Source organism: Dryocola clanedunensis subsp. sulfonylureivorans, from assembly GCF_016756775.1.
Classification (GTDB): domain Bacteria; phylum Pseudomonadota; class Gammaproteobacteria; order Enterobacterales; family Enterobacteriaceae; genus Dryocola; species Dryocola clanedunensis.
The window spans coordinates 1-14,805 of sequence record NZ_JAERMU010000029.1 but is presented as its reverse complement, the minus strand read 5'-3'; the positions used below and the strand labels follow the sequence as shown (position 1 = coordinate 14,805).

Below are 14,805 nucleotides of genomic sequence, written 5' to 3'. Positions count from 1 at the left end.
CCAGTGGGGAGGTATTTCAGCAGAATGAGACCGTTTTTAGACATACCATTGTTTATCCAGACATAACTGTCGAGTCTGGCTCCGGGAGTGTTTACCGACTCACAAAGGAAAGGATGCAGGAGATCGAGCTATGCGCACTCATCAACTGAACAAGTCACGTAAACTGTATCATAGCGTCAACACGACTACGCGGCATCATTCCAATAATCCAGGTGCTGAGTATTGCTGGGAACGCAATCGTAAAAAAGTCGGAGATGAGCTACTGCCAAAGCGCGAGACAATGCATGGTGGGCAGAAGCGAGGCCGGGACTACACTCCATTGTTTTACTTTCTGATCAAACAGATTGGCAAACCGTGGGATGAAATATTCAGCGAAGTATGTGGACGTCTTGATACCACCGAGCCTGTATTCTGGTTGGTCGCGTTGCATGAGCATCAGCAAAGGGATTTAGTCTGTATTGGCGAAAGCAGTTTTTATCCGGGGCTGTTTGTTGATGGGAATGGAATTCTGCAACTGGTAAACCCTTCGATCACGAGCAAGGACATTAATGTGACGTGCCGCTGCTGTACACATACCTATATTGGTGAACCTGTCCCATGGTCGGGTTGAGCCAGAATATTATATTGTTGTCATCCTTTTTCCATTGTTCATATTTTCTAATTCCCGGCTTGCTGGTTTAATTTTTATCAATATCAGAGGCGACTATTTAAAAGAAATAGTATTTACTATCCTGCAACGAAAAGTCGATTTTCATTTTATATTGCGATCCCCGCCGTAAAATTCAGGTTTCCAATAATTAACAGCAGTTTACCTGTTGACCCATCCAGTGTTTTTAGAGGAGAGCAGTAGGGCAGGCAATAAAGCATTGCAAAAAAGAATCGCCCCCGAATGGTGGTGGAACACCATGCGAGGGCTAACCACAATGTTATAGAGGCTAACACCATGGCTATTAATAATAGTACCACACTCGCTCGCCCTGAAATCACCGCCGATCAATCCATAATTGCGCAGAATCTCAGAGCCTTACTGAAATTACCGCTTGGCACAGAACATTATTTATTCCAGGCGCTGGTTTTTTGGGGGGGCACCTTTTATTGCGCTGGGGGCTGGTATTTCAATTGAAAGTGAGGCCAGGGGCATTTTGCCCCTGGATCTTAAGCCGTCGCTGTTTCATTCCATGCGTCGGTGTACTGAATATTGCCGTCTACATACTTCCAGGTAATCCTTTCGTATCTCAGCTCTATACGCTCCATGTGATTACATTTTTCTACGGTTTTGGTGTTGTACATAATAGGCGTAACGGCAACGACTTTTACCCCCTCAAGCAGCATATTAAAATACTCAACCTCCTGGCCAGCATCATTGATTTTATACCACTTAATCTCGGCGCTTTTAAGAGATTGCCCCGTAGCCACTGCTTTATATAAATAAGGTGTTGAGCTGTCGAACTCTTTCTCAATAATCATCGGTGCATGAATGCGTGTTCCGGTGATTTTACCTGTATTATTATCGGTAGGAATATGTAAGCCATGACCGAAACCGATAACTTCGATGCTGCCTTCACGATCCATCACATCGGATGAACCTTTAATCAGAGCACCGCCATCGTCTTTAAGCCATAAGTGAGAAGGGATTGCCATGTAATAAAATCCTTTTATTAATAAAGCCAATAGCCAGCCTTAGCTGATTCTACGAGCATTTTCAGGGTGAGTGGTTCGGGTTCTTTCCATGTCCATTTACTTTCTTTCGAGCGTAAGCAGTTCAGCGGTATTAAAGTTTCTTCATTAGGCCAGTATTTTCTGAATGCAAAATCTCTTCTTTCGACTTCGAAATGCGAAAAATATTGATCGATAATATCTATTGCATCTTCATCAGCCCAGGGGTATTTACCAGTGGATAGACTGGTTTCCAGTGTCAAAACAGGCTTCCTGAAAAAAGGGAGAACACGCCCATTCCAGTTTTCGTTATACCAGTCCATGACCTGCTGTTCTATGTTGTCTGAATTGCTCATTAAATACCTACCAAAGCCTATCGGAAGGGCTAGCTATGATGTTGTATTTACTGACTGCTTTAAAGGAGATAATTGACACATCAGCAGCTAAAATCACCCATCCAACCAAAGGTATGCTTCGACCCACAAAAGTGCCGAGTTTCTGCATCATGATCTTTTTAGCATGTGGAGGATAGCCGATCCATGTTGGTAATCTTACGGGCATCATTCGTCCCCGGAATAGCCTTCTTGAGTAGACAGAGGCTACCGAGGTTCCTGGAGTAGCTCCCGCAAGTTTTCCTGCTACTGTGAGACTGTTAGATCCCAGATATATCCCTGTCACTGCTGCAATATCTGTGACGCCAAAATGGTCTAAGGTTTCGTCAATCATAATCCAGAAGAAGAGTTCACCGGCACTCAGGTTGGACGACCCGTCATAGAAATAGGTTCCGTTAAGTTGTTCTACTGTATCCATCAGTTAACCCTATTTTAGCCCTGTACTATTACTATTAACGCCAATAGAAATGAGAGGAAATAATTGTCACCATAAATAGATTAGTGGTGTTTTTCTGCAATTTTTATCACAGTTTGCATATTTCTGAGGCGAAAGCCGAATTTTTAAGGTTTCCAATAATTAACACCAGTTTACCTGTTGACCCATCCAGTGTTTTTAGAGGAGAGTAGTAGCGCAGGCAATAAAGCATTGCAAAAGAAGCGCCCCCGAATGGTGGTGGAACACCAGACGAGGGCTGACCACAATGTTATAGAAGGTAACACCATGGCTATTAAGAATAGTACCACACTCGCTCGCCCTGAAATCACCGATAATCATTCTGCTTTTGCGGAGGATCTCACAGCCTTACTGAAATTACCGCTTGGCGCGGAGCACGATTTATTCCAGGTGCTGGCGATATGCCAGATCTATGCTGATGAATTAACTGAAACCAATAATCACGCTGAATGTTTAGCGCTGTGCGGGCGTCTGCTCGCCGGGCTAAATATGCTGAAGGCAGTTTTAAAAGCACCGCTGCCGGAACATCTTATTGAGCTGCTGACCATTGAAGCTGGCGATACAGAAGAGTACCGCAGCCCGCTGACCACAGATTCAGAGACCGTCCGTGAATACTGCTGCGCATTAACGATGGTGCTGCTGAACCAGCAGGCTCCGGCAGACCAGCGGGAATACATCATCGGGTTGTTGGGCGAACTGCTGGCTATGCTGGCAGAGGATTTGAAAACGCCGCGCTTTATCCGTACTTCCGACGGGCTGGCGATGCTGGACGGCGAGGCCGTGCCGGGCATTCACTAAATATAAGGGGTTGCCGCCTTCTCTGCCGGCTAACGGCTGTGAAGGCGGGCAAACGTCAGCAGTGGTTGCCTATTTAAGTTGTTGCACTACACCATCACTGTTTACCTTGAACAGAACCCTGTAGTTTCTGATGCCATCTTTATCGTTATTGATTTTAAAAATGACATTATACGTCTCACCTTTTTTATATGGGTAAAAAGGCAGGCATGTCTGGCTGGCTTCAAACGGGTGAACATCTATCCAGTTGTTGGCGTATTGCCATTCAGGATATTGACTAATTTCATATGCAGTATATTTATCTGACGCTGATGCATCTTTAGTATAAATACAGATGTTGCCATCAACAGACGTAATGTCGCCGCTGTTGGTGATGTAAGGATCATTCTGGTGGCATCCAGCCAGGAATAATGACAGATATGTTATATAGAGTAATCGCATGCATGTACCTCAGTAATGGTTAAACCAAATTTTTAATTCCATTTATAAACAAAAATGGAACTCTAACATTGAGATAATATGTGAAATTGTTCATGGCTCACAGATGACCTTTTTTATTGAAAAATAGGAATTGTTACTATTACATGAAGCAACATGACTGCGACTAATTGAGTTGCAGACCTCACCAAAATGAAGGATGGAGTCGTTCTGTGAACAATTAATATGGTAAATCGTAGAGTTGCAAATTGAGGAAGCCCGGTCGGTTGGCCAGGCTTTCTCATTCAGGTAGGAATATTATTTAGCCTTACGGGCGTTGTCTGCTTTCCATTCTTCGTATGTCGCTTCGAGGATCCACAGACAGATTGCTTCTTTGTCCGTTTCCAGCAGGGCCAGCCGGGTTCGCTGGTAATAATCTTCAACCATAGCGTCATTGGTGAACAGCTCAGCGGGAACGCCACAAACGATGTCCGTCCCAATCATATGGGGCCATGATTTTGCGTCGATGATGCCGAGTGTATCCAGAACGCCTGTCGTATTCTTTGGTAACGCTATAGAAAGTGCATCTTCGAGATCAGCTGCCTGCTTAACGTCCGCCGTGGCCGCCAGTTCCGGGACCTTATCAAGCCAGCTTTGCTCGCCTGATTCGACGCCCTTCAGCGAAGCGGGCCAGTCGATAGCATTTCCACCCGCCCAAACCAGATACGGGAACAGGCTCAGAAGGATCAACAGCTTCACTGGACGACAAACGTCCACGCCGCCGTCGTCTTTGAGCCATAGATAAGCTGGAATAGCCATAGTTTAAACTCCATTTTAAAGAGTGAGCCAGCTTGTACCCTGCTGGCTAATCTGCTGCTTTAGCAGTGGATTTAAACTATCCCTAAGTTAAATTAGCGTCAATTTTGTACAGCGTGAAAGGTCAGCAATTGTGAGGCGTGTTGAATTAGAAAATATCATCCGATAGTGGGGGGCATGAGTTCTGTCACACAAGCGTGCGTTTTTCCCCTCACCCCGGCCCTCTCCCCGGAGGGGCGAGGGGGGAAAAGAGTATGACGATATCAGTCTTCGAAGTACCAGTACCCGCTGTTCACCAGCGCGGCGAGCATCGCCAGGAACGACGGGTCTTCCAGCGCGTCGCCAATCACTTCGGCATTCACCGTGATGTGGCTTGCCAGCGCTTCAACTGCCGGACGGTGCGGGCTGTCCAGCTTCTCGCCGTTGACGTACACCTCATCCGCGATGCGCAGCACGCGCAGGCCGCCCAGGCGGGTCAGGGAATCACCCTGCTTCAGGGCATCGTAGATTTCATCCGGCTGGTACGGTGGTTCTGCCGGAGCGACGTCCAGCTCGTGGCGCGACTGGGTGATAAACTCGCCGAACCAGGCGTTGAAGTTTTCCGGCTTGTTCACCAGATCCAGCATCATGCCGCGCAGTTTTTCCAGCTCTTCCGGCAGGATATCCGCAGGGTGCTGACGGGACGGCACGTCCGGGTCGGTATAGCGCAGGCTGCCCAGCTCGCGCTGCAGCACGTAATCCGCAAAGCCGCTGATCATCTCGCGGCCGCTCGGCGCGCGGAAGCCCACCGAGTAGTTCATCGAGTTTTCCAGCGAGTAGCCTTCGTGCGGGAAGCCCGGCGGGATATACAGGATATCGCCCGGCTCCAGCTCTTCGTCGATGATGCCTTCGAACGGCTCCACCTGCAGCAGGTCCGGGTGCGGGCAGTGCTGCTTCATCGGCACCTTTTCGCCCACGCGCCAGCGGCGGCGGCCCACGCCCTGAATGATAAACACGTCGTACTGATCCAGATGGGGGCCCACGCCGCCGCCGGGGACGGAGAAGGAGATCATCAGGTCGTCGATGCGCCAGTCCGGCAGGGCGCGGAACGGGCGCATCAGCCCGGCGCTCTGCTCATGCCAGTGGTTCACCGCCTGCACCAGCAGCGACCAGTTGTTTTCGCTCAGGTGATCGTAGCTCTGGAAGGGGCCGTGGCTGACCTGCCATTTCCCGTCCTGATGGCTCACCAGGCGGCTGTCCACCTCGTTTTCCATGGCAAGGCCTGCCAGTTCGTCAGGGGAGATCGGGTCGATGAAGTTTTTGAAGCCGCGCTTGAGGACCACCGGGCGTTTTTGCCAGTAGCGCTCGATAAAATCGGGCCAGTTCAGGTCGAGGGTGTATTCCATTTTTTATCATCCGGCAGGTGAAAGAACCTGCCTGGATTATAACGGATGGGGCGGGCGATTACGGGAGTATTTTCAATCTTCTTCGCTGACTGGACGCTGTCTCGCAAAAATGACTTCCATTCGCGCGCCGCCGAGTTCGCTGGTGGCCGGGATGATTTCGCCGCTGTACTGCTCGACGATTTCCCGGGCGACGGAAAGCCCCACGCCCTGGCCCGGACGCAGCGTGTCGGCGCGCTGCCCGCGGTCGAAAACAATCTCTCGTTTGCTCTGCGGAATGCCGGGGCCGTCGTCGTCCACGTACAGGTGCAGCGTGTTATCCAACTGGCGGGCAGAGATTTCCACGAACTCCAGACAGTACTTGCAGGCGTTGTCCAGCACGTTGCCCATCACTTCCATAAAGTCGTTTTTCTCGCCGATGAAGGTGATTTCCGGTGAAATATCCAGCGAGATATCCACCCCTTTCTGCTGGTAAACCTTATTGAGCGCCGAGCAGAGATTATCAAGCAGCGGGGCGACGGAGTGCAGCTCGCGGCTGAGCAGGGTGCTGTTACCGCGCATGCTGGCCCGGTGCAGGTAATAGCCTATCTGCTGGGAAATGCGGCTGATTTGCTCGAGCATGACCGGCTCGGCATCTTCGACGCTAAGCTTCCGGGTGCGCAGAGAGCGCAGGGTACTTTGCAGCACGGCCAGCGGTGTTTTCAGGCTGTGGGTTAAGTCGGTTAAGGTCGTGCGGTATTTATCGTAGCGCTCGCGCTCGGTGCGCAGCAGGCGGTTGAGGTTGCGCACCAGGCTTGTCAGCTCGCGGGTGGTTTCGGGGTTCAGGCTGTCGCGGTCGTGCTTCTCCAGCTCCCGCACCTCTTTCGCCAGCTCTTCTATCGGGCGCAGGCTCCACCAGGCGGCGGCCCACAGCAGGGGGATCACCAGCAGCAGATTGGCGAGCAGCACGTAGATAAACCAGCTCCACACCATGTAAGAGCGCTTCAGTTCGATGGGGATGGTATCGACCACCACGACGGTTAACGCGGGCATGGTCGCGGTAGCCGGATACTGGTTCACCGCCACCGAGTGCGTCATCTCGTAGTCGTCGTCATCCTCGTGGATGTCTTTGAGCCTTTCCTGCAGCGGGCTGTCGTTCGCCAGCAGCGCGCGGCTGGTGTCAAAGTTGGCTTCCAGCTCGTGGAAACCGTTGGCGGTCAGCCACTCGGGTTTGATCTGCTGGACGATGTGCGGCACGTTGCGCTGGGTCCACAGCAGCTTGCCGTGTTCGTCGTAGATCAGCGCCATGGTCGGGCTTTGCAGATTCAGGTGTTCCGGGATCTCGACCTGGATTTTGCCGTCGACGCGGTTGGCCAGCGTGTAGAACAGGTTGCTCTCGCCGCGCAGCAGGCGGAACGTGGTTTTATCGAAGCTGACGCTGTAGCCAACCAGCGCCACCATGCCGTAGGCGAGGGACAGCACCATCACCACCGCGGCGGTGGCCAGCAGAAAGCGAACCCGCAGCGAGAGCGGGAAGAAGTGGCTTAAGTATCTCATGGTCAGCGCAGGTCGAACCTATAGCCCTGGCCTCGTACGGTGGTGATGACTTCAGCCTCGTGCTGCGCCTGGATTTTCTTACGCAGGCGGCCCATCAGCACGTCGATGGTGTGGCTTTCGCGCAGCTCCGCATCCGGATAGAGCTGCAGCATCAGGGAATCTTTGCTGACAACCTTCCCGGCGTTGCGGATCAGCGTCTCCATGATGGTGTACTCGAAGGCGGTAAGCTTGATGAGATTGTCGTTAACGGAGAGCTCGCGGCGGGACAAATCCACCTGGAACGGCGGCATGGAGATAAGCTGTGAGGCAAGCCCGCTGTTGCGGCGCATCAGCGCCTGCATGCGCGCAATGACTTCTTCCACATGGAAGGGTTTGGTGACGTAGTCGTCCGCGCCCGCGCCCAGCACTTCCACCTTGTCCTGCCAGCCTTCGCGGGCGGTCAGCACCATAATCGGGATAGTCACATCGTGGCTGCGCCAGCGGCGGATCATGCTCATGCCGTCCTCATCGGGGAGGCCAAGATCGACAATGGCGATGTCCGGCGCGTGCTCGTTTAAGAAGTAGTCCGCTTCTTTGGCATCTTCCGCGGCATCCACCTGGTGGCCCCCCTCACGCAGCTGCACCTGCAGGTGGTGACGTAACAGGGCATTATCTTCCACAACCAGAACGCGCATCGCTCTTCCTCAATGTATTAATGGCACTGACAGTTTAACGCTAATTATGGCAGGAAGGGGGTAAACCTTGAATAAACAACGGGGAATGTGAGGGAAAGTGGTGGATGGCACAAGCTTATCCACCCTACGTCTGGAGAAAGCGTAGGGCGGGTAGGCCTGCGTCAGGAGAACTTACTTCAATTCATCAACCATGGTGATTGCTCGGCCAATATAGTTGGCTGGCGTCATCTGCTTCAGACGGGTTTTCTCGTCTTCCGGCAGCGCCAGGCTGTCGATAAACTGCTTCATGCCTTCGGCGTCCACGCGCTTGCCGCGGGTCAGCTCTTTGAGCTTCTCGTACGGTTTTTCGATGCCGTAGCGGCGCATCACGGTCTGGATTGGCTCCGCCAGCACTTCCCAGTTCAGTTCCAGCTCGGCCAGCAGGCGGTCGCGGTTCACTTCCAGCTTGCTCACGCCCTTAAGCGTTGACTGATACGCGATCAGCGCGTAGCCGATACCCACGCCCAGGTTACGCAGCACGGTGGAATCCGTCAGGTCACGCTGCCAGCGGGACACCGGCAGCTTGCTCGCCAGATGTTGCAGCATGGCGTTGGACAGGCCCAGGTTGCCTTCGGAGTTTTCGAAGTCGATTGGGTTGACCTTGTGCGGCATGGTGGACGAGCCGATTTCACCGGCGATGGTCTTCTGCTTAAAGTGGTTCAGGGCGATGTAGCCCCACACGTCGCGGTCGAAGTCGATGAGGATGGTGTTGAAGCGCGCCACGCAGTCAAACAGCTCGGCGATATAGTCGTGCGGCTCGATCTGGGTGGTGTACGGGTTCCACTGAATGCCCAGCGAGGTCACGAACTCTTCGCTGAACTGGTGCCAGTCAACTTCCGGGTAGGCGGCGATGTGGGCGTTGTAGTTGCCGACCGCGCCGTTAATTTTACCGAGGATCTCGACGTTACCCAACTGGCGGAACTGGCGCTCCATGCGGTAGGCCACGTTCGCCATCTCTTTGCCCATAGTCGACGGCGTTGCCGGCTGGCCGTGGGTGCGGGAGAGCAGCGGGATGTCGCGATACTGCACCGACAGGTCTTTCACCGCGTCAATCAGCTTGCGCCAGTACGGCAGCACCACTTCCTGGCGAGCCGTTTGCAGCATCAGCGCATGGGAGAGGTTGTTGATGTCTTCCGAGGTGCAGGCGAAGTGGATAAATTCCGATACCGCGTGCAGGGCGGGAATTGCCTCGACCTTCTCTTTCAGGAAGTACTCAACGGCCTTCACGTCGTGGTTGGTCGTGCGCTCGATGGTTTTAATGCGCGCGGCATCTTCTTCGCTGAACTCCGCGACGATTTTATCAAGGTAACCGTTTGCGTCGGCGTCAAAAGCAGGAACTTCCTTGATCGCTGGGTGCGCGGCTAATTTTTGCAGCCAGCGAACTTCGACCTGGACGCGAAATTTCAGCAGGCCGAACTCGCTGAAAATAGCGCGCAGCGCGCTGACTTTATCGCCGTAGCGTCCATCTACGGGGGAAACGGCGGTCAGTGAGGATAATTCCATAAGTTACAACTCCAGAGAGGTTAACAATGAGCAAGAATTTGTTTAGCCTGCGTGCACAGGCGATTACGGGAAAACATGAGCTGCAGGCGGCCACCGCCAACCTGGTGCCACAGCACCGCGGCGCGAATGCCGGCCAGCAGCGAGGCACGAACTTTGCTCTGCACCTGCGGGCTTTGCAGCACGGCAGGGGAGCCGGTGACCTGGATGCGCGGCCCAAGCGGGCTAATCACATCGACATAAATGCCTGCCATGGCGCTGAGCAGGGTGTCGGATTCCAGATCGAAATGCTCAAGCTGACGCTGCAGCCCGGCAATGCTTGAGCCGAGCTTGTCCATCGCGCCTTTGCTGCCGTGCAGCTTGCGCTCGAGCACCATCAGGCTCAGGGTGTAACGCGTCAGCTCGGCGTTCAGCCCCTGGCGGTTGCTGGCGTTCAGCACGCCGAGCAGCGTCTCCAGGCCCAGCTTAAGGTTGGCTTCGCTGCCGCCAAACACGCCGAGCGTTGAGCCGGGGTTAAGATCGATAACACTATTGAGGGCGACATGGAGCGCGTCCTGGTCGCAGTGGCCCTGATGGGCAAGCTGCTGAACCAGACGGGCCGACTGGCAGATACCTGCCAGCGCGAGAGTAATGTCGAAATAATTCTTAGCCACAGTGTATCGTCCTTGTCCGCAATTTAGTCGATGAGAGGCAAACGCTGTTCAATAATACCGCCGCCGAGGCACACTTCGCCGAGGTAAAATACCGCGGACTGGCCTGGCGTCACTGCCGCAACCGGCTCTTCGAAACGCACTTCAATGCGGTCCGCGTCCAGCGGCGTGATGGTGCAGGGAATATCTGTCTGGCGGTAACGGGTTTTCACCGTGCAGCGCAGCGGCGCGGTCAGCGTTTCGCGATCCACCCAGTGCAGCTGCTGGGCAATCAGGCCCACGGACATCAGACGAGGGTGATCGCCGCCCTGGGCCACGATCAGAATGTTGTTTTCTACGTCTTTATCGACAACGTACCACGGCTCTTCGCTGCCTTCTTTGGTGCCCCCGATGCCCAGGCCTTTACGCTGGCCGAGGGTGTGGTACATCAGCCCCTGGTGCTCGCCCACGGCTTCGCCGTCAACGGTAAGGATTTTACCAGGCTGGGCAGGGAGGTAGCGGCCGAGGAACTCGCGGAATTTGCGCTCGCCGATAAAACAGATGCCGGTGGAGTCTTTTTTCTTCGCGGTGATGAGATCCAGCTCTTCGGCAATGCGGCGCACTTCTGGTTTTTCTAATTCGCCAACCGGGAACAGGCTCTGCGCGATTTGCTCGTGGCCGAGCGTATAGAGGAAGTAGCTCTGGTCTTTGTTGCCGTCCAGGCCGCGCAGCAGCTGGCTTTTGCCGTCGACGTCGGCGCGACGCACGTAGTGGCCGGTCGCGATGTAGTCGGCACCTAGATCTTCTGCGGCGAACTCAAGGAAGGCTTTGAATTTGATCTCTTTGTTGCACAGGATGTCCGGGTTTGGCGTGCGCCCGGCCTTGTACTCTTCCAGGAAGTGTTCAAAGACGTTATCCCAGTATTCGGCAGCAAAGTTGACGGTGTGCAGTTCAATGCCGAGCTTGTCGCAGACGGCCTGCGCGTCCGCCAGATCGGCGGCTGCGGTACAGTACTCCTCGCCATCATCCTCTTCCCAGTTCTTCATGAACAGGCCTTCCACCTTGTAACCCTGTTGTTGCAACAGGTAAGCGGAAACGGAGGAATCAACACCGCCGGACATCCCGACGATCACTTTTTTCTGGCTGTTATCAGACATGGAGTACTCACGACATTGAACTTAAAGGCGGCGTATTCTATCACGCATCCCCGGCCCTGGCACCCTTAACTAAAGGGCCAGTTGAACGCGCCGAGCACGGCGAGCGGATAACGTTCCGCTTTCAGATAACAGCGAATACTTTCCGCCACCAGCGGCGAGCGCAAATTATCTGCGTTAACAATTTGTTGCGCATCCAGCCACAGGCAGCGATCGATATCGCTGTCGTGAGGCTCGGTCGGCAGCTGCTCCGGCAAATCTATCGAAAAAAGAAAGCGCAGGAAGGGCGTTTTATCCGGAGCGATCCACTGGTGCATGCGTATGAAGGTTTGCGGCTCGGCGCGAATGCCGGTTTCTTCATACAGCTCGCGGCTGGCGGCCTGAATCAGCGTTTCATCGGCTTCCAGATGCCCGGCGGGCTGGTTCCAGAGCGCCCTGCCGTTGATGGTCTCTTCAACAACCAGAAATTTCCCCTGCGCCTGAACCACGCAGGCGACGGTAACGTGCGGTTTAAACATGCGTTTTCCTTAAATGCTGTCCAGCGGGATTTCCCGCCATTCTCCGGGGGCTAAATCCGATAATTCCAGATTACCCATAGCAAAGCGAACCAGGCGCAGCGTTGGATAGCCGACGTGCGCCGTCATTCTTCTGACCTGGCGGTTGCGGCCTTCGTAAAGCGTGATTTTCAGCCAGCTGGTGGGGATAGCCTTGCGCTCGCGAATCGGCGGATTACGCGCCCATATCCACTGCGGCTCTTCAACCAGCTCGGCGCCTGCGGGCAGGGTGGGGCCGTCGTTCAGCATGACGCCGTTACGCAGCGCCTCTAACGCTTCCTGCGTTGGTTCGCCCTCCACCTGCACGTAGTAAATTTTCCCGGTTTTTTTGCCCGGCTGGGTGAGCTGCGCCTGGAGCTGGCCGTCGTTCGTCAGTACCAGCAGGCCTTCGCTGTCGCGGTCAAGACGCCCGGCGGCGTAGATACCTTGTAACGGGATGTAATCTTTCAGCGTGCTGCGTCCCGCTTCGTCTGTGAACTGCGGCAGCACATCGTAGGGTTTATTGAAGATAACCAGCCGCTTCGGTCCACGGTCCGCGGGTTTTTTGGCAGGACGGCGGGTGCTGAATCGTTTAACTGTTGGATTTCTAAAAGAAGTTTTATTCATAGTGTTTTCAGACGGTAGCGATTAACGCATTATAACGGAAATCACCAGTGATTGGCGCGGGCCTGATATTCAAGTAGTATTGACACGCATATTACAAATCATTAACAAAACAGAAGCGCTCGAAGGAGAGGTTAATGGAAAGCAAAGTAGTTGTTCCGGCGGAAGGTAAAAAGATCACCCTGCAAGATGGCAAACTGAACGTTCCTCACAACCCGATCATTCCTTTCATTGAAGGTGATGGTATCGGTGTGGACGTGACGCCAGCCATGATCAAAGTGGTGGATGCCGCCGTGCAGAAGGCCTACAAGGGCGAGCGGAAAATTTCCTGGATGGAAATCTATACCGGCGAAAAATCTACCGAACTGTACGGCCAGGACGTCTGGCTGCCAGAAGAGACTCTGGACCTGATTCGTGACTACCGCGTGGCCATCAAAGGCCCTCTGACCACCCCGGTCGGCGGCGGTATTCGTTCCCTTAACGTTGCGCTGCGCCAGCAGCTCGACCTGTACGTCTGTCTGCGCCCGGTGCGTTATTATGCGGGCACGCCAAGCCCGGTAAAACGCCCTGAAGAAACCAACATGGTCATCTTCCGTGAAAACTCAGAAGACATCTATGCGGGCATCGAGTGGAAAGCGGACAGCGCCGAAGCGGAAAAAGTCATCAAATTCCTGCGCGATGAGATGAATGTCACGAAGATTCGTTTCCCTGAACACTGCGGTATCGGCATCAAGCCTTGCTCCGAAGAAGGCACCAAACGCCTGGTTCGTGCAGCCATCGAGTACGCGATCACCAACGACCGTGATTCCGTGACCCTGGTGCACAAAGGCAACATCATGAAGTTCACCGAAGGTGCTTTCAAAGACTGGGGTTACCAGCTGGCTCGCGAAGAGTTCGGCGGCGAGCTTATCGACGGCGGCCCATGGGTGAAAATCAAGAACCCAAATACCGGCAAAGAGATCGTTGTCAAAGACGTGATCGCCGATGCGTTCCTGCAGCAGATCCTGCTGCGTCCTGCGGAATACGACGTGATTGCCTGTATGAACCTGAACGGCGACTACATCTCTGACGCGCTGGCAGCGCAGGTTGGTGGCATCGGTATCGCACCGGGCGCCAACATCGGTGACGAATGCGCGCTGTTCGAAGCCACCCACGGCACCGCACCAAAATATGCAGGTCAGGATAAAGTGAACCCAGGTTCCATCATCCTTTCCGCAGAAATGATGTTGCGTCATATGGAATGGTTCGAAGCGGCTGACCTGATCGTTAAAGGGATGGAAGGCGCGATTAACGCCAAAACCGTAACCTACGATTTCGAACGCCTGATGGACGGCGCTAAGCTGCTGAAATGTTCAGAGTTTGGTGACGCTATCATTAAAAACATGTAATCAGATTTTCTGGTGATGTGACAACGGGAGCCTAAGGCTCCCGTTTTTATTTATTAGCTTTTGAATGGTTATCCACACCCATCTCAAACATTCCAATAATATTTACTTCGAACTTTCGGGCATCTGCCATCCATCCGGTCCACTCTTTTTTCAGTTATTTCAGTCTCATAAGCGAAATCATTAACAGGATTGGACAGGCGCTGCTGGCGCAGAGAAATCTAACACTGTCCTGAGGTGGAAGAATGTAACGTTATTGATATACTTAGAAAAGTAATGAAGCAAACATGAAGGAAATGTAATTTTGGTTAACAAGATGCACTCCCAATGCTGCGTTTCGTTAAATATGCGTCGTTATAAGGAAGGATATGAGGAATACCAATGAGACTTAAATTGATAGTACAGAGTCTTGCGCTAGCGGGACTGCTTTCATCTGGTTCATTCACCCCTGTATTTGCTCAAGAGGCCCCAAAAGAAGCAACAGCTTCGACAAAGCAGGCTAATGATGCACTTTACAACCAGCTTCCTTTCTCCGATAAGACTGATTTCGCCAATGCGCATAAAGGCTTTATTGCCGCGTTGCCGACAGAAGTCATCAAAGGTGAACAGGGCAATGTCATCTGGGATCCGCAGCAGTATGCGTTCATAAAAGAGGATGCAAAGGCCCCGGATACCGTCAACCCAAGCCTGTGGCGCCAGTCTCAGCTTATCAATATCAGTGGATTATTTGAGGTTACCGACGGGGTCTACCAGATCCGTAACCTTGATTTATCTAACATGACAATCATTGAGGGCAAAGAGGGTGTCACCGTGGTCGAC

General features: G+C 53.2%; 17 protein-coding genes and 1 pseudogene. 5 read left to right on the top strand and 13 right to left on the bottom strand.

Going from position 1 to position 14,805, the window contains the following annotated elements:
- Positions 1-130: 130 nt before the first annotated feature.
- Both HYQ67_RS20970 and HYQ67_RS20965 read left to right on the top strand, forming a co-directional pair.
- Complete coding sequence (locus HYQ67_RS20970; RefSeq protein WP_202307276.1) at positions 131-610, top strand: hypothetical protein; 480 nt, start codon at positions 131-133, stop codon at positions 608-610.
- 333 nt (positions 611-943) lie between these two features.
- Positions 944-1,123 (top strand): hypothetical protein, encoded by a 180-nt coding sequence (locus tag HYQ67_RS20965; protein WP_202307274.1) that lies wholly within the window; start codon positions 944-946, stop codon positions 1,121-1,123.
- Between the two features lie 32 nt (positions 1,124-1,155).
- On the opposite strand, the gene HYQ67_RS20960 is transcribed toward HYQ67_RS20965, so the two are convergent.
- The 3 genes from HYQ67_RS20960 to HYQ67_RS20950 are packed head-to-tail and all read right to left on the bottom strand — an operon-like array spanning position 1,156 to position 2,466.
- The gene (locus tag HYQ67_RS20960; RefSeq protein WP_202307272.1) at positions 1,156-1,641 is read right to left on the bottom strand and encodes an Hcp family type VI secretion system effector; all 486 of its coding nucleotides are present in this window, start codon (positions 1,639-1,641) and stop codon (positions 1,156-1,158) included.
- A gap of 17 nt (positions 1,642-1,658) precedes the next feature.
- A complete protein-coding gene (locus tag HYQ67_RS20955; RefSeq protein ID WP_202307270.1) occupies positions 1,659-2,012 on the bottom strand; it encodes a DUF1493 family protein in 354 nt (117 codons plus the stop codon).
- A 7-nt stretch (positions 2,013-2,019) separates the two neighbouring features.
- Entirely contained in the window at positions 2,020-2,466 is a 447-nt protein-coding gene (locus HYQ67_RS20950) for an STM2901 family protein (protein ID WP_202307268.1), read from the bottom strand.
- Positions 2,467-2,769: 303 nt separating this feature from the next.
- On the opposite strand from HYQ67_RS20950, the gene HYQ67_RS20945 reads away from it, so the two are divergent.
- Positions 2,770-3,300 (top strand): hypothetical protein, encoded by a 531-nt coding sequence (locus HYQ67_RS20945; protein ID WP_202307266.1) that lies wholly within the window; start codon positions 2,770-2,772, stop codon positions 3,298-3,300.
- Between the two features lie 69 nt (positions 3,301-3,369).
- Here HYQ67_RS20945 and HYQ67_RS20940 read toward each other — a convergent pair whose 3' ends face one another.
- The 10 genes from HYQ67_RS20940 to rluE form a co-directional block, all read right to left on the bottom strand.
- The gene (locus HYQ67_RS20940; RefSeq protein ID WP_202307264.1) at positions 3,370-3,738 is read right to left on the bottom strand and encodes a putative T6SS immunity periplasmic lipoprotein; all 369 of its coding nucleotides are present in this window, start codon (positions 3,736-3,738) and stop codon (positions 3,370-3,372) included.
- A 294-nt stretch (positions 3,739-4,032) separates the two neighbouring features.
- Positions 4,033-4,473, bottom strand: coding sequence for a hypothetical protein (locus HYQ67_RS20935; protein ID WP_202307337.1), 441 nt, complete (start codon positions 4,471-4,473; stop codon positions 4,033-4,035).
- Between the two features lie 320 nt (positions 4,474-4,793).
- Positions 4,794-5,915, bottom strand: a complete 1,122-nt coding sequence (locus tag HYQ67_RS20930) for a ribosomal protein uL16 3-hydroxylase (RefSeq protein WP_202307262.1) — start codon at positions 5,913-5,915, stop codon at positions 4,794-4,796.
- 72 nt (positions 5,916-5,987) lie between these two features.
- Positions 5,988-7,448, bottom strand: a complete 1,461-nt coding sequence (gene phoQ / locus HYQ67_RS20925; RefSeq protein ID WP_202307260.1) for a two-component system sensor histidine kinase PhoQ — start codon at positions 7,446-7,448, stop codon at positions 5,988-5,990.
- A gap of 2 nt (positions 7,449-7,450) precedes the next feature.
- Complete coding sequence (gene phoP, locus HYQ67_RS20920; protein ID WP_202307259.1) at positions 7,451-8,122, bottom strand: two-component system response regulator PhoP; 672 nt, start codon at positions 8,120-8,122, stop codon at positions 7,451-7,453.
- A 171-nt stretch (positions 8,123-8,293) separates the two neighbouring features.
- Positions 8,294-9,664 (bottom strand): adenylosuccinate lyase, encoded by a 1,371-nt coding sequence (gene purB / locus HYQ67_RS20915; RefSeq protein WP_202307257.1) that lies wholly within the window; start codon positions 9,662-9,664, stop codon positions 8,294-8,296.
- A gap of 20 nt (positions 9,665-9,684) precedes the next feature.
- Complete coding sequence (gene hflD, locus HYQ67_RS20910; protein WP_202307255.1) at positions 9,685-10,314, bottom strand: high frequency lysogenization protein HflD; 630 nt, start codon at positions 10,312-10,314, stop codon at positions 9,685-9,687.
- 23 nt (positions 10,315-10,337) lie between these two features.
- Entirely contained in the window at positions 10,338-11,447 is a 1,110-nt protein-coding gene (mnmA, locus tag HYQ67_RS20905; protein WP_202307253.1) for a tRNA 2-thiouridine(34) synthase MnmA, read from the bottom strand.
- A gap of 65 nt (positions 11,448-11,512) precedes the next feature.
- A complete protein-coding gene (locus HYQ67_RS20900) occupies positions 11,513-11,962 on the bottom strand; it encodes an NUDIX hydrolase (protein WP_202307251.1) in 450 nt (149 codons plus the stop codon).
- 9 nt (positions 11,963-11,971) lie between these two features.
- Entirely contained in the window at positions 11,972-12,604 is a 633-nt protein-coding gene (rluE, locus tag HYQ67_RS20895; protein ID WP_202307249.1) for a 23S rRNA pseudouridine(2457) synthase RluE, read from the bottom strand.
- Positions 12,605-12,738: 134 nt separating this feature from the next.
- On the opposite strand from rluE, the gene icd reads away from it, so the two are divergent.
- Together icd and HYQ67_RS20885 are read left to right on the top strand one after the other, a co-directional pair.
- The gene (icd, locus tag HYQ67_RS20890; RefSeq protein WP_202307247.1) at positions 12,739-13,989 is read left to right on the top strand and encodes an NADP-dependent isocitrate dehydrogenase; all 1,251 of its coding nucleotides are present in this window, start codon (positions 12,739-12,741) and stop codon (positions 13,987-13,989) included.
- Positions 13,990-14,367: 378 nt separating this feature from the next.
- Positions 14,368-14,805: pseudogene (locus HYQ67_RS20885) on the top strand (MBL fold metallo-hydrolase); the annotation flags it as partial.